Raw genomic sequence first — 19,063 nt, forward strand, 5'->3', positions numbered from 1 at the left:
CTCCGCGCGGCGGCTTCGCCATGCCCGGCGGGACTGACGTCCCGAGGGGTCGCACGGGCCCCTGCGCATGGGCCATCGGACCCTACTGCCCGGCGAGCACCTGGTCTTGGCTGTCCCTATGACGCACGAGCACGCCCGCACCGGCCCGATCCGCTCCGAGTACACCGTCGGCCACACGACCGTCCTGGAACTGCGTGGAGACCTCGACATCTCCGTGACACCGATCGTCACGGACCGGCTGGACGCCCTCACCGCATGCCCACACCCCGATCTGGTCGTGGACCTCCGTCCTGTGCCCTTCCTGGACTGCGCCGCGCTGGGAGTGCTGTGCAGGGCACGTAAGCGGATCCGTGAGCGGCACGGCAGGCTGCGTCTCGTCTCCGGCAGCGACCGCTTACGCGACATCATGCGCCGCACCGGACTGGCGGACTCCTTCGATGTCTACAGGTCGCTGACGGACGCCCTGGCTGTCCAGCCCCGCGGGTACCGACGCGTCGTGCCGGCCTTCGCCGACCGCTCAAGAGGGGGCTTCAGCCGGTCTCGCTGACGGGCGGGCAGTTCTCCGCGGTCGCCACCCACTCGCCCAGGGAGCGGACGCAGCAGGGCCCGGACAGCGGATCCGACGTCCGCGGTCCGGGCCCCTCGGGGTTCCTGTCAGCCGTCCCACGTCCAGTCGGCCACCTCCGGAAGGTCGACACCGTGCTCGCGGATGTACGCGTGGTGGCGCAGCCGGGTGTCCTCCATCCCCTGGCGCACGGCCGCCGCGCGCACCGCGAGGCCGGGGACACGGTCGATGACGTCCATGACCAGCCGGTAGCGGTCCAGGTCGTTGCGGACCACCATGTCGAACGGTGTGGTGGTCGTGCCCATTTCCTTGTAGCCGCGCACGTGCAGGTGCTGGTGGCCTGTGCGGCGGTAGGCCAGTCGGTGAATCAGCCACGGGTAGCCGTGGTAGGCGAAGACGACCGGCTTGTCGGGGGTGAACAGGCCGTTGTACTCGAAGTCGCTCATTCCGTGGGGATGTTCCTCGCTCGGCAGCAGTCGGGCGATGTCGACGACGTTCACGACCCGGACGGCCAGCTCCGGCAGGTGGTGCCTCAGCAGCTGTGCGGCGGCCAGTACCTCCTGGGTGGGGACGTCGCCCGCGCAGGCGAGGACCACGTCGGGTTCCCGGCTGCCGTCCTCGGTGCCGGCCCAGTCCCAGATGCCGGCGCCGCGCGCGCAGTGCACCCGGGCCTCCTCCATGGTCAGCCAGTCGAAGCAGGGCTGTTTGCCGGCGACGATCACGTTGACGTAATCGCGGCTGCGCAGGGCGTGGTCGGCGACGGAGAGCAGGGTGTTGGCGTCCGGCGGCAGGTAGACCCGTACGGCTTCGGGGCTCTTGTTGAGGATGTGGTCGACGAAGCCGGGGTCCTGGTGGGAGAAACCGTTGTGGTCCTGGCGCCACACGTGGGAGGTGAGCAGGTAGTTGAGGGAGGCGATGGGGGCGCGCCAGGGCAGGCGGCGGGTCACGCGCAGCCATTTGATGTGCTGGTTGACCATGGAGTCGACGATGTGGACGAACGCTTCGTAGCAGGAGAACAGTCCGTGCCGGCCGGTGAGGAGGTATCCCTCCAGCCAGCCCTGGCAGGTGTGTTCGGAGAGTATCTCCATCACCCGGCCGTGGCGGTCCAGGTGCTCGTCCACGTCAAGGGTGCGGGCCTGCCATGCCTTGCCGCTGGCGCCGTAGACGGCCTGGAGGCGGTTGGAGGCGGTCTCATCGGGACCGACGACGCGGAAGTCACGTCGGTCGGCGGTCTCGCGCATGATGTGCTCCAGCAGGTCGCCGAGGACGCGAGTGGGTTCGTGCAGGGTCGCGCCCGGCTTGTCCACCGGGACGGCGAACCTCTCCAGAGGCGGCAGCGGGAGTTCGCGCACCAGCAGGCCGCCGTTGGCGTGCGGGGTCGATCCCAACCTGCGTGCGCCGTCGGGGACGCACGTCAGGACGTCCGGGCGAGGTGCCCCGTGCTCGTCGAACAGCTCTTGCGGCCGGTAGGAGAGCAGCCATTCCTCGAGCTGCCGCAGGTGGTCGGGGTTGTCCCGGACGGCTGACAGGGGGACCTGGTGAGCTCGCCAGGTCCCTTCCACGGGAAGGCCGTCGACCTCGGCGGGGCCGGTCCAGCCCTTGGGGGTACGCAGAACGATCACCGGCCAGCGGGGCCGCCCCGTCTCCCCCTCCTCGCGGGCGGCGCGCTGAACAGCGGCGATACGGTCCGCGGCGGTGTCCATGGCCTGGGCCATCGCGCGGTGGACGGCGGCCGGCTCGTCTCCGGTGACGTGGATGGGCTCGTGTCCATATCCCTTGAGGAGTTCGTCGAGTTCGGACTCCGGAAGACGGGACAGCACGGTGGGATTGGCGATCTTGTAGCCGTTGAGGTGCAGGATCGGCAGGACGGCACCGTCCTGCACGGGGTCCAGGAACTTGTTCGAGTGCCAGGAGGCGGCCAGCGGCCCCGTCTCCGCCTCACCGTCACCGATGACACAGGTGACCAGCAGGCCGGGGTTGTCGAAGGCGGCGCCGTAGGCGTGAGAGAGGGCGTAGCCGAGTTCCCCGCCCTCGTGGATGGAGCCGGGCGTCTCCGGGGCCACGTGGCTGGGGACGCCTCCGGGGAACGAGAACTGCCGGAACAGCCGGGCCATCCCGGCGGCGTCCCGGGTGATGTCCGGGTAGGTCTCCGTGTACGACCCTTCCAGCCAGGAATTGGCCACCACGGCGGGGCCGCCGTGACCGGGCCCCCAGATGCAGAGGGCTTCCAGTCCCCGGGAGCGGATGAGTCGGTTGAGGTGTGTGTACACGAGGTTGAGGCCAGGTGAAGTGCCCCAGTGACCGAGCAGCCGCGGCTTGACGTGCTCAGCGCGCAGCGGCTCGGTGAGCAGAGGATTGGACATCAGGTAGATCTGGCCGACGGACAGATAGTTCGCTGCACGCCAATGGGCGTCCAGCCTCCTTAATTCCTCGTCCGAGAGCGGACTGGACACCTGTTGCGAATGGGCGCACATCTTGGGTTCCCTTGCGATCGATGGTCGGCTCGACGGAGAGCCCTGCGAGGTCTTTCGTCTCACCCTGCCCCGTTCACCGGGTACCCGACAGGGCCGACCGGCCCCTTCCGTACACGCCGCTTGCGGCCGCCCGGTGCTCGATCGAGTAGGGGGAAGGCTCACGCGAACGCCCTCTGATGGAGCCGCAGGTCGGACCGACCGCCACATGCCCCAAGGCCGCCGGCGATGAAACAGTCCGCCCGCACGCGGCGTGTCACACGCACCGCGTACAGGCGGGCTGAGGAACGGACAGGGAAAGCCTCCCTCGTTGCCTTCGCAGTCCTGGGCAGTCCTTCTCGGTCAGTCGTGCGAGATCACCGCCACCGGAGCGACGGCGTGATGCAGCAGCGCCTGGGTCACCGGACCGATATGAGCGCCTACGGCCGCCCGACGGTTCCGCCTGCCCACCACCACGAGTGCGGCGTCGTAGGAGGCGTCGACCAGGTGGCGCCCGGCACCACCGATCGTGGCCTGCGCGTGAACCTCCACAGCGGGGTACCTGTCCTGCCACGGTCGCAGGACGTCGGACAGTTCGCTCCGTACCTGCTTGACCATGCCGTCGTTCAGATCGGGCATGAGCGCACCGCCGTAGTAGTAGGGCGGCAGCGTCCAGCCGTGAATGATCCGTAGGCGTGCGGCGCGCCGTGAAGCCGCGTCGAACGCGTAGGCGATCACCGCGTCATTGGGGTTGTGCAGATCCAGGCCCAGGACGACGTCACGGTGGCCGGAGACGGCGGAGACCTCGCGTGCCGAGGTCTCCGGCGTCGCCTCCTCCTCGCTGTGCTCGGCAGCCCGGACGAGGACGACGGGCCGCTCGCACGAGGCCAGGACGGCATGGGAGACGGAACCGAGCAGGTATCCCGCCGCCTTGCTCAGTCCGCGGGAGCCCAGTACCAACAGTTCGGCCTCCTCGGCGGCCTTCAGCAGAGCCGGGACGGGCAGACCGGCGATCTCGTCCGTGTCGATCCGCAACCCGGGGCGGGTCTCGCCGACGCGGGAGCGCGCCTGGGCCAGCAGGTGCTGTGCCGATGCCCGCTGGAGGTCGCTCGGCGGCACCGGTACGCCGAGTCCGGTCGCCGGTGCGAAGGCGGGGGCTTGCCACTCCCACGCGGTCACGAGCCTCAGAGGCAGGTCCCTGAGCTGTGCCTCGTGCGCGGCCCAGTCCGCGGCAGCCAGGCTCGCCGGCGAACCGTCCAGTCCGACGGTGATGGTGCGGGTCATGGAAATCCTCCTTCAGTCCGCTTCGAGTCTTGGTCCCGTCGGGCGGCGACAGCAGAGGCCACTGGCCCCTGGCCAGGAGCCAACCGTCCCGGAATCCGACTCTCCGGTGCGCCGCCTGCTGCTTGTCATCCGATGGGGAGTTCGGGTCGTACGAACGTCGTCGATGTTCCCTGGACGATGGCGTACGCGGCGTCGAGGGCGCCGATAGCGCCCAGGCCACCGGTCCATTCCACGAACCGGGCAGCGGCCTCGGTCTTGGGCTGCATCAAACTCTCGGGGGAAGGCCCTGTCCCGAAGTTCCCGGAGGGCTCGTCGAGCACGGGCTGCTGGCGAGGCGTGCCGTAGTCGGCGGACACGTTCGGGACGTCGGTGAGGATGAGCAGGGAAGCGGCGGTGAAGTCCTTGTCGACGACGGCTTCGACTCCGGTCAGCGCCCCGGTGTCGTGATCGGCCCTGACGGGGACGCCTCCGCCGCCGGCGCAGACGACCAGCCTTCGCCGCTCGGCATGGCGTGGACGGTGTCCGTCTCCACGACGGCCTCCGGCGCTGGGGACGGGACGACGCGGCGCCATCCCGTGGTGTCCTCGGCGATGTACCAGCCGCGCTTGCGGGCGAGGACGTGCGCCACCTCCCGCGAATAGACCCGGCCGACGAACTAGGTGGGCCGCTCGGAGGCGTTCCGTGCTGGGCACCAAGGTGTCCAGGAGCGCAGGGAGTCGGCCAGGCCCTGATAGACGGCGGAGGCCTTCCCGGTCGACCATGGTCAGGACGGTGTCCAGCGCACGTACATCCGTGTGGCGGGAAGCCGGACCGCCGTCTTCTCCGCATAGATCTGCGTCAAGCGCTCGATCGCATCGTCCTGCGTGGTAAAGCCGCCCTCCTCGGCCTGCTCCTCCCGACCATTGCGGGAACGGATCGTGAACGGGTGCGGGCACCGCGTCGGCCCAGCACGGCCGCGGTCCTTGCAGAACGACCCCTACAGCGAGCGAGCTGACGAGCCACGTCACGCACCTTCCAGACGGAAGCCAGGCGTCCGGGCCCAGAGCACCGCTGTGGCGGCCCCGGGTCAGCACCGCAGGACACTCCCGCACCCGATGCTGACCACTTGCTGACCTGAGCGACCGTATAACGCCTCTGACCAGCGTGAATGCCCAGATGCTAGATCTTGGACTTGAACATGGTGCGCAGCATGTCTGACTCCTGGAAGACGGCTCCCTGCCTGCTTTGTGCAGGTCAAGGGCGGTCTCGACCCTACACCGACGCCCCCGTTCGACGTTTGTGAGGAATATCGCTCAGGCGGGACGGCTTCCTCCCTGGGCTTTCGCGCCGTCGCCGGCAACCTGTTCAGGCCGTCCTCCGGGAACGCCCGGCGACTCATGCTGACCGGATGCTGACTTGCCTGATGAGTCATCAGGCCTGCGGAGGCCCCTCTACTACACGGACGACGTGCGTCCACGCTCCACCGACCTGTCGAGCACCGACATCACTCTGGTTCATGGAACTCGGCCCCATTGGGCATCAGCCGGTCGACGCTCGACCGCCCCGGAAGCCGGCTCGCTGCCTGCCGCCCGCTTGAGGCGCCCCTCAGCGGCGTGGGACTCGCGAGCGAGGCGGGGCCAAGGCGCCGACTCCGGCCCGCCCGGGCCGGACTCCAAGTCACGCGCCGCTGTGCGCTTGCGTGCGCCGCTCCTCCCTTCCGTACGGTCCAGCCGATGGCGAACCGCCCTCGCACACCGCGAAGGAGAGCCGTCGAAGCCGACCGAGGAAGTGCTCCAGGACCTGACCCAGTCCTCGAACGTCTCCGTCCACTCCGAGGACGCGCTCGTCGGGAAGGTGAAGGCCGCCATCACGGCGGACGACGAGAAGCGGAAGGAGAACGAGGACGAGCCGCTCCGCCGGAAGCCCGCCCTCGTCCCGATCCTGCCGACGGAGCTGCCCCGGCAGTTCGAAGTGACCCTCTGGGACGTGCTCCACACCCTCGCCCGGGCCGGTGCCGCGACGGCCCGCACCGAGTGCCATGCCCGCCGGTGCACGCACGGCCGCGAGTCGTCCCGGCGCCGGGTTGGCGCCCGGTGTGCGGTCCCGGACGGAGGCCCGGCCCGGCTGCTGACCGTCCCGGTCGCGCCGGGCGCCGGGGCCACTCCGTCCGTGTGCCGTCCGCTGTCCGCTCAGGGGCAGGGCATGCTCATGTAGAGCGCCTGCTCGCCTTCGGAGGGGGTGCCGTCATAGAGGGCGGTGTCCAGCCCGCAGAAGGCGAAGCCCATCCTCCGGTACGCGTGAATCGCGGGTGCGTTGATGTTGGTGACCTCCAGCCAGAGGTGTCCGGCGCCCCGCTCGCGGGCGAACTCCACCGCGAGCCCCATCAGCGCCCGGCCGACGCCCCGTCCCCGGTGCTCCGGGGCGATCTCGATGTCCTCCACGGTCAGCCGGCGGTTCCACCCGGAGTACGAGACGGTGACGAACCCGGCCAGGTCGCCGGCGGCTCCGTGGGCGACGAAGGTACGGGAGTCCGCGTCGTCGCCGTCGTACTCGTCCTCGGGGAACACCTTGGTCAGGGGCGGGTCCACCTTGACCTCCCGCAGGGCGAACCCGTCGTCGGCGACGGTCACCCGGAAGACCGTGTCGGTGGTGAAAGAGCCGTCCAGGGCCTCGATGGCCTCGGCGTCCTCGGGGACGGCGGCGCGGTACCGGAAAGCGGTGTTGTCAACGGTGGTCACGGCACGACGTTAAGGCCGCTCGGACCACGACAGGACGGCTTTGAACGTCGTTTGGCACGACAAGCAGGCAGGACAGCTCCGGTGCTCGACCGGTTCTGCGCCCACGGATGCCTAGCCGTTCAGCGGTACCTATGTGGCTTCCGACGACCTGGGTCCGGTCATCGAAGGATTTCCGGCCGACAGCGAGCCAGGCTTCATCGCCTGGTCGGACCCGGATGACGCGCAGAGTCTCTCAGAGCTGACCCAGACCGAGCCGGAGATACCGAGCCGGAGATGAGGCCATTCGGTGTCTGGGTCAGCGGTGTCGGACCCTCACACTGACTGGTGCGGCCCGTCCGCACGGACGAGCCGGCCGTGACACATGAGGGCTGCGGCTATGCCGGCGAAAACGAGGACATGTTCTGCCTTGCGTTCGTAGCGGCGGTGAAGCCGCCGGCAGCCGGCGAGCCAGGGCACGGTCCTCTCCACAACCCATCGGTGGCGGCCGAGCCGCTGGGAGGGCTCGATCCCTTTGCGGCGATGCGGTGGCGGATACCCCGCTTGGGGTGCCATTGGCGCAGATGGTCGTAGTCGTAACCTTGGTCGGCGTGCAGCTTCGCCGCCCGGCAGCGGTTGCGGTCGGAGGCCCGGGCTTTGGGCAGGGAGAGCTCCCGGTCCACCAGGGCCCGGCCCGAGCTGGTGGCGTAGGCGGCGAACACCCATGGTCGGCCGACCCCGGCCGAGGTGGTGCCGGCACGCTGCGCGCATCCTTGCCACGTGGGGGTGAGCGTGAGCGTGCCGGCTGCCCCTGGCCTGCCGTGCGAGTCCCCGCCGTTGCCCCGGGTCGTGGTCCTGCGGGGCCACCGCACCCGGTGTCGGCCCGGCGTGCCAACATCGTCCGGATGACCGACAGCTACTCACACGACAGCCATGAAGACGCCGTCCACATGGTGGCCGAACTGCTGGAAGCCGACTTCGGAGACTGGGAGTTGGCCTCAGTGAAGCAATGGGCGGCTGCCCGGCCCGGCTGGGAGTGCGGCGGAGCGGGCGACGGCCGGGTGACGCTCGTCTCGGGCCGTGCGGGTATCTCGTTGGTCCTTGATGCGGGCAAGGGTCGGGCGGCCGACCGCCATTCCCTCGGGCATCTCCCCCAGTGGGCGCTTGGCACATCATCGCCTACCCGCGTAGGCCCCCAGGTGGCGCGGTAACCGGCTGCCCTGCAGACCCGGGACCAGCCCCGCTCGCGGGCGCGGGTGATCATGACGCAGTAGGTCACGCGAAGGGCCGCCTCAGTGGAGTCGGCTGCGGCTTCGGTCTCGGTATCGGAAATAGCGACGGTGCCGAAACCGGGGCCCATGGCGCCAGCGCATGCCGCGGACGAGCGCCGAGTAACGCAGCGAACGTCCCAAGCGGGAGCCAGGCACCTGTGTCCAGGTCCCCATCATGACGGCCACCTGGACAGCAAGCCGGGACGCTCCCGCACCCGATGCTGACCGTTTGCTGACCCGAGTGGGCCTATCAAACCTCTGACCTGCAAAAACACCCTAATGCTAGATCTGGGACTTGAACATGGTGCGCAGCATGTCTGACTCCTGAAGACGGCTCCCGAGCAGACGTCCCGCCCGATCTTGTGTGCGAGGCAGGCTGCGGTGACACTGCGGACCAGGCGCTTGTCCGGGTAGCCGTCTCGGACAGGTCGCCGTGCGCCGGACCGCCGCGCGCGGTCACTGGATCTGGTGCGCTCCGGAAACCGGTGTGCGCGTTAGCGTGATCCTCTGCCGCATGGAGTGTCCATCGGCCGGGTCGGCCCGCGCATGGGTCTGCGACGGAGAGTGACGGAACCGCGATGAGTGAACTGACGAAGCCCGAGGTCGACGTCCCGGAGGGTGCTGCGCCTGCCGAACTGACCGTCCGGGACCTGGTCGTCGGGGACGGGGCCGAGGCGAAGCCGGGCACGGTGGTCAGGGTCCACTACGTCGGGGTGACCTTCGAGACCGGGAAGGAGTTCGACTCCTCCTGGGACCGTGACCAGCCGTTCAAGTTCACTCTGGGCGGCGGCAGGGTCATCAAGGGCTGGGACCGAGGATTGAGGGGGATGAGGGTCGGCGGTCGGCGCGAGATCGTCGTTCCCCCGCGTCTCGGCTACGGCAACCAGTCGCCCTCGACGTTGATTCCGGCGGGCTCGACCCTGGTCTTCGTGGTCGACCTGCTCGACTTGTACTCCAGCACAGGCGGCTGGAGCAGCGCCCGCTGACCCGGACCGTTCCTGCTTCCGCCCCTCGCCCCAGGCATTACCGTCATGGCTTCGGCGAGGATCCGGCGCTGCAGGAGGACCACCAGGCCCTCGCGCAGTCCTTCGGCAAGGACGGTCCGCAGAGCGTCGTGCGGGACTGCGAACGGTCCAGGGCGTAGCTCGTCCGCCCCGACCAGACAACGGGGAGCGGCAGGTCCACGCGATCCGGCCGGCCAGCCGCGAACGCGCCGCCGTTGAACAGAGGCTCCGCCACCTAAGAGGTCGTTTCCTTCGGGTGCGGTGCTCCAGGACGGCGGTAGACAGCTGTGGTGTTGGCCTTGATCATCGGCGGGTGACCGACGACGAGATAGTGGAACAAGTTCGGGGCTATGCGAGAGCCCAGGAGCTACCGCCGCCTGCGCCTCCCCAGGCGGTTGCTGAGGTTGAGGCCGTCGTGGGGTACCCCATGCCGGAGTTGCTGCGGCGTTTGTATCTGGAAGTCGCCAACGGCGGCTTCGGTCCGGACGGAAGCATTCTGTCCCTGATCGACGTGGGCGAGTGGTACAGCGATGAAGAGTCGCTCCTCCAGCTTGTACGTGACTGGTGTTCGGAGTCCGATCCGGAACCTCCGCTCCAGCCGCTTCATGTACCACCGCTGGTGACACTAGTACTCCAGTCGTAGATCGTGACCTGACATAGCGTCATCTACATTGAATCGGCTTGCTCGGCGGCGTCGAACGCGGGCGCGAGCGGGGCCAGCGCAGTGCGGAGCTGGTCGGACAGTGAGCCGGAGGGCACGACCAGTCCTCCGGCAGCGAAACTCTCGGCGGCCTCTGCGTTCTGGGCCGGCCGGAGCCAGCCCTCCAGCGCGATGCGAACTGCCGCGGCCACGCTTGCCGCGAGGACGCGGGCCGCGTGCGCTTCAGCGTCGTCTAGGCGTTCGGCGATCACCGCCGTGAGAGGGGGCTCGATGCCGGCGGTGGTATCGAGGAACGCGTCGCGCAGCGCGGTCTGAGTGGTGATCAGCAGCAGCGCCTTGTGTTCGCGCTCGCCGGTGTTCGTGTACTGCTCGACCACTGCTTCGGTGATGGCCTCAGCCAGGCGCACTCCTGCAGGCCGGGCCGCGACCGCCGCCGCGATGCGCACCTCCCGGTCCGCGGTAACGGCAGAGACGATCGCCTGCTCGCGGCTGGCGAAGTAGTTGTTGTAGGTGCGCGGCGAGACCCCGGCCGCTTCGGCGATGTCCTCGACCCGCACCTGGTCGGGTCCGCGCTCCATGGCTAGGCGCAGGGCCGCCTCGCGTAGCGCATCGCGCGTGGCCTGCTTCTTCCGCTCCCGCAGCCCTGGTGGTGGTGTCGTCACGGCGTCAGCGTTCCACGCAGGGCTGCGTGCGCGCAAACTTGCGTGCGTGCAAACTTGCGTGTACGCAAAGTTGCGTGCACGCATTTTTCCTGTCAGCCTCGACCTGATCGAGACCGACAGAGAGGACGTCACCATGCGAGCAAGAGGAATGACCTACGACACCGGATTCGTCGTGCACGGCCAGATATCCCGCGAGCACTTCGACCCCGCGGTGGTCCGGCGCGAGCTCGCCATCATTCGTGACGACCTGCACTGCAACGCGATCCAGATCATCGGCGGCGACCCGGATCGACTGGAACTGGCCGCCGGTGCCGCCGCCGAGCTCGGCCTGGAGGTCTGGTTCTCGCCCTACCCGCTGGAGCTGGATCCGCAGCAGATCCTCACGCTTTTCCGCGACTGCGCCGAGCGAGCGGAACGGCTCCGGCAGCAGGGGGCCACCGTCGTGTTCGTCGCAGGGGTCGAGCTGAGCGTGATGAACCGCGGGTTCCTGCCCGGAGAGAGCCCCGAGGAACGGGTCGAGCAGCTGATGAGCCAACCCGAGCGGCGGGCCGAAGCGATGCGCGAGCTCGGCGTGCGCATCAACGCATTCCTCCGCGACGCCGCGGCCACGGTCCGCGAGCGCTTTCAAGGCAAGCTCACCTACTCATCCATCCAGTTCGAGCAGGTCGACTGGACTCCCTTCGACATGGTGACGTTCGAGCTGATCCGCTCCGCCGAGGTCGCCCACCGGTTCCGGGACGCTGTGCGCACCCTGGCCCAAGGCCCGAAGCCGCTCGCCATCACCGGGTTCGGCACCGCGGCCTACCGCGGCGCGGGAGACCGCGGTGGGCGAGTGCTGGAAGTGGTCGAGTACGACCCAGAGACCAAGGCCCCTCTACGGCTGAACGGCATATACGAGCGTGACGAGGCCGGCCAGGCCGCATATCTGAGCGAACTGCTGGAGATCTTCGAGACCGAGGGCGTGGACAGCGCGTTCGTGTTCTTGTTCGCCCTACCTGGCTACCCGCATCGCCCGGACGGCGACCCCAGGGACGACTTGGACCGGGCTGGCCTGGGCATCGTCAAACTCCTCGAAGGGCGCCGGGGGCAGACCTACCCCGACATGGAATGGGAACCCAAGGCCGCCTTCACGGCAGTGGCGCAGCGGTATCGGAGGTGACAGGCCCCGCGCACGGTGACCACTGCTCGGGATCTGCACTGCGCCGCAGTGCAGATCCCGAGCAGATGGAAGCGGTATTCGCCGCAGACGTCGCACCGGTCTACCGCCGCCGCGACCTGCGGGCCAACGGAGTGTTGGACCTGCGCGGGTTACTGATGCCAGGCGTTTCGGGCAACTGCTGGTCGATCGCGGAGGCAGTCGGCCTGGACTGGCCGTATCGCCTGCACCACCTGCTCGAACGCGCCCGCTGGGAGGAGGACGCCGCGAGAGACGTGGTGCGCGCGTTCCTGGCCCGGCGCCTCGGCGCCGACGGCGGGGTCCTGATCTTCGACGAGACGGGGCAGGCGAAGAATGGGGACGAAGACCGCGGCCGTGGGCCGGCAGTATTCCGGCACGACGGGCCGGGTCGAGAACGTGATCGTCGCGGCGTCGTAGCGGGGTGGAGCCTGCGGCAGCCGGCCAGCCAGTCCGCACTGGGGGTAGCCGGTGGTCGGAAGGTGGGGGTAGCACTGTCGCCGTGCCCGGCCGTACGCAGCTAGTTTCGTTGCCGACCGCCAGCGTCCGAGGACTTGGAGCCACCGACATGACGATGCGCGTTCGCTCACTCTGGACCGTCCTTGCGGCCGGGCTGGCTGCAGCCGGGCTCAGCGGTTGCGGCCCCGGGGAGACCTTCGAGGACGACGCGTCGCTGCGGGAGGAGGTCACGTCGGTCCGGCTGGAGACCGGAACCGGCAGCGTCACGCTCCGCGGCAGAGAGGACCTCGACGAGATCACCGTGCACCGCGAGATCACTTACCACGGGGACAAACCCGATGGAGCGACCCACCGGGTCGATGAGGGGCGGTTGACCCTCGATGGCTGCGGCGACGACTGCAAGGTGGACTACACGGTGGACGTACCCGCCGGGGTGACGGTCGACGGCGAGACGTCGAAGGGCGATGTCAGTCTGTCCGAGGTGGGACCGGTGGACCTCAAGACGGGCTCCGGTGACGTCACCTTGGAAGGAGTGGCCGGCGAGGTGAAGGCCCGGACCTCCAACGGGAACATCGACGGGAAGGACCTGCGGGGCAGCCGGATCGACGCGGAGACCTCCAACGGCGAGATCGACCTGACCCCCGGGAAGGCACTGGACATCCGCGCCAAGACAACGAACGGCGGGCTCACGCTCAACCTCCCCGACAGCAGTTACCGGATCTCGGTGAAGACCGGCAACGGGGACAAGGACATCGGTGTCCGCAACGACCCGTCCGGTGACCACCGGATCGAACTCACCACCGGCAACGGAGACGTATCCGTCAACCCCGCTTGACCTCTCCCACCGGCTCCGGACTCGGTGGCGGACCGTCGTTCACTTCCGCCGGCGCTCGGTCTCCGCGAAGAACTCGTCGATCGGAGTCGCACGCCCGGGCTCATGCCGTCCGTCCCGGCCTGTGAACGCGCCGCTTGTTTCCGCGTACGCCATCGGCAGCCGGCCCGGCTCGCCCCGCTGGGCGAGCCGGGCCGTTGCACCGACGAGGGATCAGGCGGCGAGCCCGCCGTCCAAGGCGGCAGAGCGGCCGAACTTGTCCACCGCCTGGTAATACGTCCAGGCCGTCGCGTCGCACGCCGTCTTCTGCGCACCGCTGTAGCGGGCGCACACCCTCTTCAGGTCCGCGTAGAAGGCACTGTCCAGGCGCGCCTTGTTCGCGTCGAAGGTGCCCGCCGCCTTGTAGTTGCGGTACCCGAAGTCGTGCCGGGCACAGGAGGTCTGGAAGGGGAAGCCGAAGGGGTTGTCGGGAGACGAGGAGCAGTAGTCCGTGGACCAGTCGAACCCGTAGGCGCTCCAGGCGCCCTGGTTGGCACGGGCCGCGACCCAGGCGTTGTAACTGCTCGCGTCCGTCTGGGTCCAGCTGCTGAGCACCTTCGCCTTGTCGGCCGGTGCGGCGGAGGCCGGTGCGGCGGAGGCTCCGATCGCGAGAGCGACGCAGGCCGCGCTGACGGCAAAGGCGGAGAGTCTACGGTGCATGATGCTTCCTCCAGCGAGAGTGACACTGACAGTGGCGATGTGCATACGGTTCGTACTGGGTGGACGGCGCCGTCGGTTCGGACCGGCCCGCCGACGGACTGGAAAGGTGTGGACCGTGGCGGTGCGCGGGCGTGCTCGTGACGCTCAGGAGCCGTCGCGGTCGCGTTCCTGCCACACGACGGAGACGACCCAGCCCGGCTGCCAAGGCGCGTCGACGTACCGAACGGTCCGCGCCACACCGGTTGTTCGCGGTTCACCGCACGGCCCGCGGGAGACGGCACCTGCGGCCGCCGCGAGCCTGGCCGGCTTGCGGGCGGCCCGCAGCGCCTCACGGTCACGCCCGGCGGCCAGGGCGAGGCCCAGGCCGACCGGTGTCTCCGCCAGGGCGTGGACCGCCCGGTCGCCCTGCCGGACGGACGCGAAGTACACCGGGGACGTCGGACCGCCGTTCGCCAAGGCTGCGGTGCACCCGTGGACGACGCCGCAGTACGGGCACGGTCCGTCGTCGATCGCGACGCCGTCCGGGTCCGCGGCCCCCAGCGCGCCGGACAGCAGGAGCCCCAGCCCGGCACGGCTCTCCCCCGCCCACCCGGTCGGGTGCGAGGTGAGGTGGTGGGTGTGCAGTTCGACCGTGGAGATGGGGCGGTTCACCACCGGCGGCGCGGCCGTGAGGTCGAGCGGGCGCGCGAGCAGCGGTGCATGCGCTCGCGCCCATCCGCCGTCCGGGTTCGTGGGCGGCAAACGGAATCCGCTCTCGTCCATGGCGTCGCTCCTCCGGGTGGGTGGGGTGAATCAGGGCCGGGCGCCCGCTATCTGCTCCATGAGTGCGACGAACTCACCCGCCCTGGCATCGAAGCGCGGCGAGGCCATGAAGCCCTGGGTGTCGGAAATGCTGTTCAGACCGCCGATGTAGCCGGACCCGGTGGCGTAGTCGTAGTCGAGGAGCCAGGGCGAACCACTGGAACCGGGCGTCATGTTGGCGCACTCCACTTGCCACATGTTCAGCGGTGGCACCGTGGGTTCGATCAAGTCCGCACAGAACTCCTGGTGTTCACCGTCGTACGGCGGGCCCGAGTAGCCCATGACCGACACCTGCTCGCCGGTACGGGCGTCCGGCACGATCTGATACCCGCCCGCGGCCTCGACCACCGTCTGCCCCGCGGCGTTGTCGTTGGTCACGACCATGCCGTAGTCGTGCTCCCAGTCCGGTTTGTCACCGCTGGCCCACAGAGACGACGTGGCGACGTTCCAGGCGGTGAACCTGCCGAACGGCTCGTCGCCGTGGTGGCGCGCCGGAATGAAGACGACGTTCTTCGTCCACGTACCGTCCGGACCTTCGTGGAGGCAGTGCGCGGCCGTGAGCACGAGGATCTCGGATTCGCTGTTGACGGCGGTTCCGGTGCAGTGGTCCGGCCTCCCGTCGGCATGCTCGAAGACCAGCTTGCCGACGGCGGTGGAGTACGGCCCTTCCACGGCGGCGGTGACACGCGGATCGACGCGTTCGCCGGCGGGAGCCCCGTTCGGCCCGTCGTTCCCCTCACCGGTGGCGCGGCGCACCCGTTCCGGCGTCCAGTAGTCGAGCAGGGCCTGCTGCTTCTGCGCGGCGGTGCCGCCTTCCGCGCCTGGTACGTCGATCACTGCGGGCCGGCTGACGGCGCCCGTCCCGCCGGGGGCCGAAGCCTGGGCCGGCGAGCCGATCACCAGCCCGGAGGCGGCGACGGCCAGAGCGGCCAACAGGGTTCTCACGCGGCTTCTTCGCCCGGGACCCGGCCGAGCCGGGGCACTGCTGCGGTCCTCAGACACAGTTGAGCTCCTTTCGTGGTGTGTCGTGGACGAACCGGTCGGCGGACAGGGCCGAGACGTCCACGAACGGCCGACGTCCCAGGTAGAGGTCGCGCACTACTTCGCCCACCGCCGGTCCCTGCAGGAAGCCGTGGCCGGAGAAGCCGGTCGCGTACAGGAACCGGCCCGGTCCGGGAGCCTCGCCGATGAGCGCGTTGTGGTCGGGGGTGACTTCGTAGAGACCGGCCCACCCGGTGGCGATGTCCGCGTCGAGGAGCCGTGGGGCCCGTACGGCCATCGCCTCGGAGAGCCGGGGAAGCCAGCCGTCCGAACGGGACAGGTCGAACCCCGGGGGCTCGTCGGGATCGGACATGCCGAGCAGCACGCCCGGTCCCTCACCGTGGAAGTAGAAGCTGGTCGAGAAGTCGATGGTCATGGGGATGCGCGAGGGCGCGTCAGGCATCGGTCCGGTGACGAGGATCTGGCGCCGGTAGGGCACCACGGGAAGGTCGACCCCGGCCATCCGGCCGAGCGATGCCGACCAGGCCCCGGCCGCGCAGATCACCGTTTCCGCCGTGACCGTGCCGCGGTCCGTGACGACACGGGTGGCGCCGGAGGCGGTCACCCCGCGCTCCAGGTCCGTGACGCGGCACCTCTGCACCAGGCGGGCGCCGTGCCGCCGTGCGGCCGTGGCGTATCCGAGCACGACCGACTCCGGTGAGCAGTAGCCGTCGTCGGGTGAGTACGCCGCTGCCAGCACGCCGTCCGTCGAGATCAAGGGGGACAGCTCCCGGGCTTCGGCGGCGTCCAGCATCCGGCTGGGCACACCGAGCGCGTTCTGCACGGCCACGCTGCGTTCGAACTCGGCGACGTCCTCCGCTCGCGTGAGCAGGAAGAGGTACCCCTCCCGGTGCAGGTCGATCTCCTGGCCCGGCCGGCTGCCGAAGTCTTGGAACAGCTCCAGACCGCGGGCGCCCAGCCGGATGTTGACAGCGTCCGAGAACTGCGCCCGGACACCGCCCGCGGCCTTGCACGTGGACCCCGACCCCAACCCGTCCCGATCCAGGAGGAGGACGTCCCGGACCCCGGCCTCCGCCAGGTGGAAGGCGATGCTGACGCCCATGACGCCGCCGCCGACAATCACCACCTCCGCGGCGGTGGGGAGCGCCTCGGCCACCCCCATCAGCCGGCCAGCCCGGCGGTGGCGTCGGACGCGAGGAGAGGCATGTGGCGCGGCAGCGTCCCCCATACCCGCGGCGTGAAGAAGTGCCCGCCGGGCAGGACCGCCTGCGAGTACGGCCCGTCCGTCAGCTCCGCCCAGCCCTCGTGCAGCGGGCTCGACTCGGCCTCGCCCACCAGGAGGTGGATGGGGACTCGCAGCCGCTCTCCGCGGTCGAACCGGTAGGTGGAGTACACGGTCATGTCCAGGCGCAGCAGATCGACGGCGAGGGACCGCAGGTCCGGGTCGGCGAGCACGGCGCGTGGGGCTCCGCCCGTAGCCTCGAGCCAGGACGCCAGTTCCTCGTCCGAGGCGGTCGCCAGGGCGGCGGCGCGGGTGCCGGTCCAGTGCTGCGGGGCGATGTGCCCGGACAGGACCAGGCTCTCCGGCCCTTCGACGCCCCGGGCCTGGAGCGCGCGGGCGGTCTCGAAGGCGACCAGCGCACCCATGCTGTGCCCGTACAGCACGTACGGTGCGCGTACCTCGTTCTGGAGAGCCGTCGCACAGTCGTCGACCAGGCCCTGCCAGCCGCCCGCGACCTGGTCGCCGAAACGGGATTCACGACCCGGGTAGCACAGGGCACGCAGCTCGATGTCGACCGGCAACTGCTGTGCCCAGGGACGGAATCCGACGGTGCCGCCACCCGCGAAACTGAGGCAGATCAGGCGTCGGGACGCCCAGGGACGCGGGTGCGGCCGGGTTATTCGGTTCACGATCGCTCCTCGACTGCGGACTCTTCCTTGAGTACGTCGCGCAACGCCTCGAGGGCGGTGGCGAGTTCGGCCTCCGACACGGACAGCGGCGGCCGCAGGCGCAGTTCGCGCTCGCCGGATCCGAGGAATATCACCCCGTGCTTGTCGAAGGCCCGGGCGACAACCCGGTTGCGCACCTCGGGGTCGGGCAGGGTGATGGCGCACATCAGGCCGCGACCACGCGGTGCGCTGACGAGTTCAGGCAGGTCGGCGGCGAGTTCGCGCAGACCCTTGAGAAGGTACTCGCCCGTCGTCCGGGCCGCGGTGAACAGCCCTTCCCGCTCGACGACCTCCAGGATCCGGGTGGCCCTGACCATGTCGGTCAGGTTGCCGCCCCACGTGGAGCTGAGGCGGCTCGAGGCCCGGAAGGCGTTGTCCGGGACTTCGAGGACGCGCCGGCCGCCGAGGACGCCGCACACCTGTGTCTTCTTGCCGAAGGCGATCAGGTCGGGCTTGAGGCCGAGGGTGTCGCAGGCCCAGCGGTCACCGGTCAGGCCGAAGCCGGTCTGCACCTCGTCCGCGACGAAGAGGGCATCATGGGTGCGGCACAGTTCGGCCATGGCGGTCAGGAACTGCGGGCGCAGGTGACGGTCTCCGCCCTCACCCTGGATGGGCTCGAAGATGAAGCAGGCGATCTCGTCGGCGTAGCGGCGGAATGCCGCTCCGGCCGCAGCGAGCGCCTGCAACTCCTCGTCCAGGAGTCCCGGTTCCTCCCAGCGATCCATGTCGTTCACGGCCGGGCTGGGGATGCGCGGCCAGTCGAAGACCGGGAAGTCCCGGGTCTTGGACGGGTCGGTGTTGGTCAGCGACATGGTGTAGCCGGTGCGGCCGTGGAAGGCGGACTCCAGATGCAGGACGCGTGAGCCGCGTACCGCGACGCCGCGCTGCGCGTTGTGCTGGGTCTTCCAGTCGAAGGCGACTTTCAGGGCGTTCTCCACGGCCAGCGCGCCGCCGTCGATGAAGAAGACGTAGGGCATGTCGTCCGAGGCGAGCGCCTTCATGAAGGCGTTGGCGAATCTGATCTGCTCGCCGGTGCCGAAGTCCGGGTTGGCGGGCTTCATCCGGGAGGCGGCGAGCAGGGACTCGTCGAGCGCCGGATCACCGTGCAGGCCGGGATGGTTGTGGCCCAGCGGAGCCGACGCGTAGAACATCGACATATCGAGGTAGCGGGATCCGTCCCGCTCGTCCACCAGCCAGCAGCCGTTGCTGGCACGGACGTCCACCAGGACGTCGGAGAAGTCCCCGGTGACATGGGTGCGGAGATAGTCAAGCGTCGTGCTGCTCATGGGTTCTCCTGGGAGTGTCGGTTGCGGAACGGGTGTCACGCGTGACGGGCATGGCGTTCGCGGACGCTGCGCGGGCGGATGTCGGTCCAGATCCGGTCGATGTGAGCGACGCACTCCTCGCGGGAGCCGCGGGTTCCCTCCCGGTGCCAGCCGGCCGGGAGTTCACGCTCGGCCTCCCACAGGGAGTACTGCTCCTCGTCGTTGAGGACGACGTCGTAGAGGGTGGACTCGGACATGACGGTGCTCCTCGAGGTGTTGGAACAATGGGTC

General features: G+C 69.5%; 19 protein-coding genes and 2 pseudogenes. 8 read left to right on the forward strand and 13 right to left on the reverse strand.

Annotated features, from left to right (window positions below; translation table 11 throughout):
* Nucleotides 1-118: 118 nt before the first annotated feature.
* Nucleotides 119-547, forward strand: a complete 429-nt coding sequence (locus NI25_RS03760) for an STAS domain-containing protein (RefSeq protein ID WP_078884833.1) — start codon at nucleotides 119-121, stop codon at nucleotides 545-547.
* A 107-nt stretch (nucleotides 548-654) separates the two neighbouring features.
* On the opposite strand, the gene NI25_RS03765 is transcribed toward NI25_RS03760, so the two are convergent.
* From NI25_RS03765 to NI25_RS03775, 3 genes and pseudogenes are all read right to left on the reverse strand, one after another.
* Nucleotides 655-3,039, reverse strand: coding sequence for a phosphoketolase (locus NI25_RS03765; RefSeq protein WP_061441055.1), 2,385 nt, complete (start codon nucleotides 3,037-3,039; stop codon nucleotides 655-657).
* Nucleotides 3,040-3,378: 339 nt separating this feature from the next.
* Complete coding sequence (locus tag NI25_RS03770; protein ID WP_061441056.1) at nucleotides 3,379-4,299, reverse strand: universal stress protein; 921 nt, start codon at nucleotides 4,297-4,299, stop codon at nucleotides 3,379-3,381.
* 125 nt (nucleotides 4,300-4,424) lie between these two features.
* A pseudogene (locus tag NI25_RS03775) lies at nucleotides 4,425-4,954 on the reverse strand (carbamate kinase); the annotation flags it as partial.
* A gap of 1,112 nt (nucleotides 4,955-6,066) precedes the next feature.
* Here NI25_RS03775 and NI25_RS39595 point away from each other — a divergent pair.
* On the forward strand, nucleotides 6,067-6,492 hold the full coding sequence (locus NI25_RS39595; RefSeq protein ID WP_061441058.1) for a hypothetical protein: 426 nt from the start codon (nucleotides 6,067-6,069) through the stop codon (nucleotides 6,490-6,492).
* Here the strand turns inward: NI25_RS39595 and NI25_RS03785 are convergent.
* Nucleotides 6,468-7,016, reverse strand: coding sequence for a GNAT family N-acetyltransferase (locus NI25_RS03785; protein WP_033275420.1), 549 nt, complete (start codon nucleotides 7,014-7,016; stop codon nucleotides 6,468-6,470). The two genes, NI25_RS39595 and NI25_RS03785, sit on opposite strands and share 25 nt — an antisense overlap.
* A 312-nt stretch (nucleotides 7,017-7,328) precedes the next feature.
* Nucleotides 7,329-7,753: pseudogene (locus NI25_RS40725) on the reverse strand (transposase); the annotation flags it as partial.
* A gap of 144 nt (nucleotides 7,754-7,897) precedes the next feature.
* On the opposite strand from NI25_RS40725, the gene NI25_RS03790 reads away from it, so the two are divergent.
* From NI25_RS03790 to NI25_RS03800, 3 genes are all read left to right on the forward strand, one after another.
* Complete coding sequence (locus NI25_RS03790) at nucleotides 7,898-8,203, forward strand: hypothetical protein (RefSeq protein WP_061441059.1); 306 nt, start codon at nucleotides 7,898-7,900, stop codon at nucleotides 8,201-8,203.
* 638 nt (nucleotides 8,204-8,841) lie between these two features.
* A complete protein-coding gene (locus NI25_RS03795) occupies nucleotides 8,842-9,249 on the forward strand; it encodes an FKBP-type peptidyl-prolyl cis-trans isomerase (protein WP_061441060.1) in 408 nt (135 codons plus the stop codon).
* A gap of 331 nt (nucleotides 9,250-9,580) precedes the next feature.
* A complete protein-coding gene (locus tag NI25_RS03800; protein ID WP_061441061.1) occupies nucleotides 9,581-9,910 on the forward strand; it encodes a hypothetical protein in 330 nt (109 codons plus the stop codon).
* 23 nt (nucleotides 9,911-9,933) lie between these two features.
* Here NI25_RS03800 and NI25_RS03805 read toward each other — a convergent pair whose 3' ends face one another.
* Nucleotides 9,934-10,590 (reverse strand): TetR/AcrR family transcriptional regulator, encoded by a 657-nt coding sequence (locus NI25_RS03805; protein WP_061441062.1) that lies wholly within the window; start codon nucleotides 10,588-10,590, stop codon nucleotides 9,934-9,936.
* A gap of 148 nt (nucleotides 10,591-10,738) precedes the next feature.
* Here NI25_RS03805 and NI25_RS03810 point away from each other — a divergent pair, with 148 nt between their 5' ends.
* From NI25_RS03810 to NI25_RS03820, 3 genes are all read left to right on the forward strand, one after another.
* Nucleotides 10,739-11,749, forward strand: coding sequence for a hypothetical protein (locus NI25_RS03810; RefSeq protein ID WP_061441063.1), 1,011 nt, complete (start codon nucleotides 10,739-10,741; stop codon nucleotides 11,747-11,749).
* A 65-nt stretch (nucleotides 11,750-11,814) separates the two neighbouring features.
* Nucleotides 11,815-12,288, forward strand: a complete 474-nt coding sequence (locus tag NI25_RS40730) for a transposase (RefSeq protein WP_061441064.1) — start codon at nucleotides 11,815-11,817, stop codon at nucleotides 12,286-12,288.
* Between the two features lie 44 nt (nucleotides 12,289-12,332).
* On the forward strand, nucleotides 12,333-13,058 hold the full coding sequence (locus tag NI25_RS03820; protein WP_061441065.1) for a DUF4097 family beta strand repeat-containing protein: 726 nt from the start codon (nucleotides 12,333-12,335) through the stop codon (nucleotides 13,056-13,058).
* 210 nt (nucleotides 13,059-13,268) lie between these two features.
* Here the strand turns inward: NI25_RS03820 and NI25_RS03825 are convergent, their stop codons facing one another.
* The 7 genes from NI25_RS03825 to NI25_RS03855 all read right to left on the reverse strand — a co-directional run bounded on the left by NI25_RS03825 (nucleotide 13,269) and on the right by NI25_RS03855 (nucleotide 19,029).
* Entirely contained in the window at nucleotides 13,269-13,754 is a 486-nt protein-coding gene (locus NI25_RS03825; RefSeq protein WP_061441066.1) for a phospholipase, read from the reverse strand.
* A gap of 144 nt (nucleotides 13,755-13,898) precedes the next feature.
* Nucleotides 13,899-14,516: a hypothetical protein gene (locus NI25_RS39040; RefSeq protein WP_061441067.1), complete on the reverse strand. Its 618-nt coding sequence runs from the start codon at nucleotides 14,514-14,516 to the stop codon at nucleotides 13,899-13,901.
* 30 nt (nucleotides 14,517-14,546) lie between these two features.
* Nucleotides 14,547-15,500 carry a trypsin-like serine peptidase gene (locus NI25_RS03835; protein WP_158508428.1) on the reverse strand — a complete coding sequence of 318 codons (954 nt, stop codon included), beginning with the start codon at nucleotides 15,498-15,500 and terminating at the stop codon, nucleotides 14,547-14,549.
* 49 nt (nucleotides 15,501-15,549) lie between these two features.
* Nucleotides 15,550-16,713, reverse strand: coding sequence for an NAD(P)/FAD-dependent oxidoreductase (locus NI25_RS03840; RefSeq protein ID WP_267886328.1), 1,164 nt, complete (start codon nucleotides 16,711-16,713; stop codon nucleotides 15,550-15,552).
* Nucleotides 16,714-16,718: 5 nt separating this feature from the next.
* A complete protein-coding gene (locus NI25_RS03845; protein WP_158508429.1) occupies nucleotides 16,719-17,468 on the reverse strand; it encodes a thioesterase II family protein in 750 nt (249 codons plus the stop codon).
* Nucleotides 17,465-18,793: an L-lysine 6-transaminase gene (lat, locus tag NI25_RS03850; RefSeq protein ID WP_061441071.1), complete on the reverse strand. Its 1,329-nt coding sequence runs from the start codon at nucleotides 18,791-18,793 to the stop codon at nucleotides 17,465-17,467. The genes NI25_RS03845 and lat overlap by 4 nt, the downstream gene beginning before the upstream one ends.
* Before the next feature lie 35 nt (nucleotides 18,794-18,828).
* Nucleotides 18,829-19,029, reverse strand: a complete 201-nt coding sequence (locus NI25_RS03855; RefSeq protein ID WP_061441072.1) for an MbtH family protein — start codon at nucleotides 19,027-19,029, stop codon at nucleotides 18,829-18,831.
* Nucleotides 19,030-19,063 lie beyond the last annotated feature (34 nt).

It is taken from the genome of Streptomyces sp. CCM_MD2014, assembly GCF_000772045.1.
Classification (GTDB): domain Bacteria; phylum Actinomycetota; class Actinomycetes; order Streptomycetales; family Streptomycetaceae; genus Streptomyces; species Streptomyces salinarius.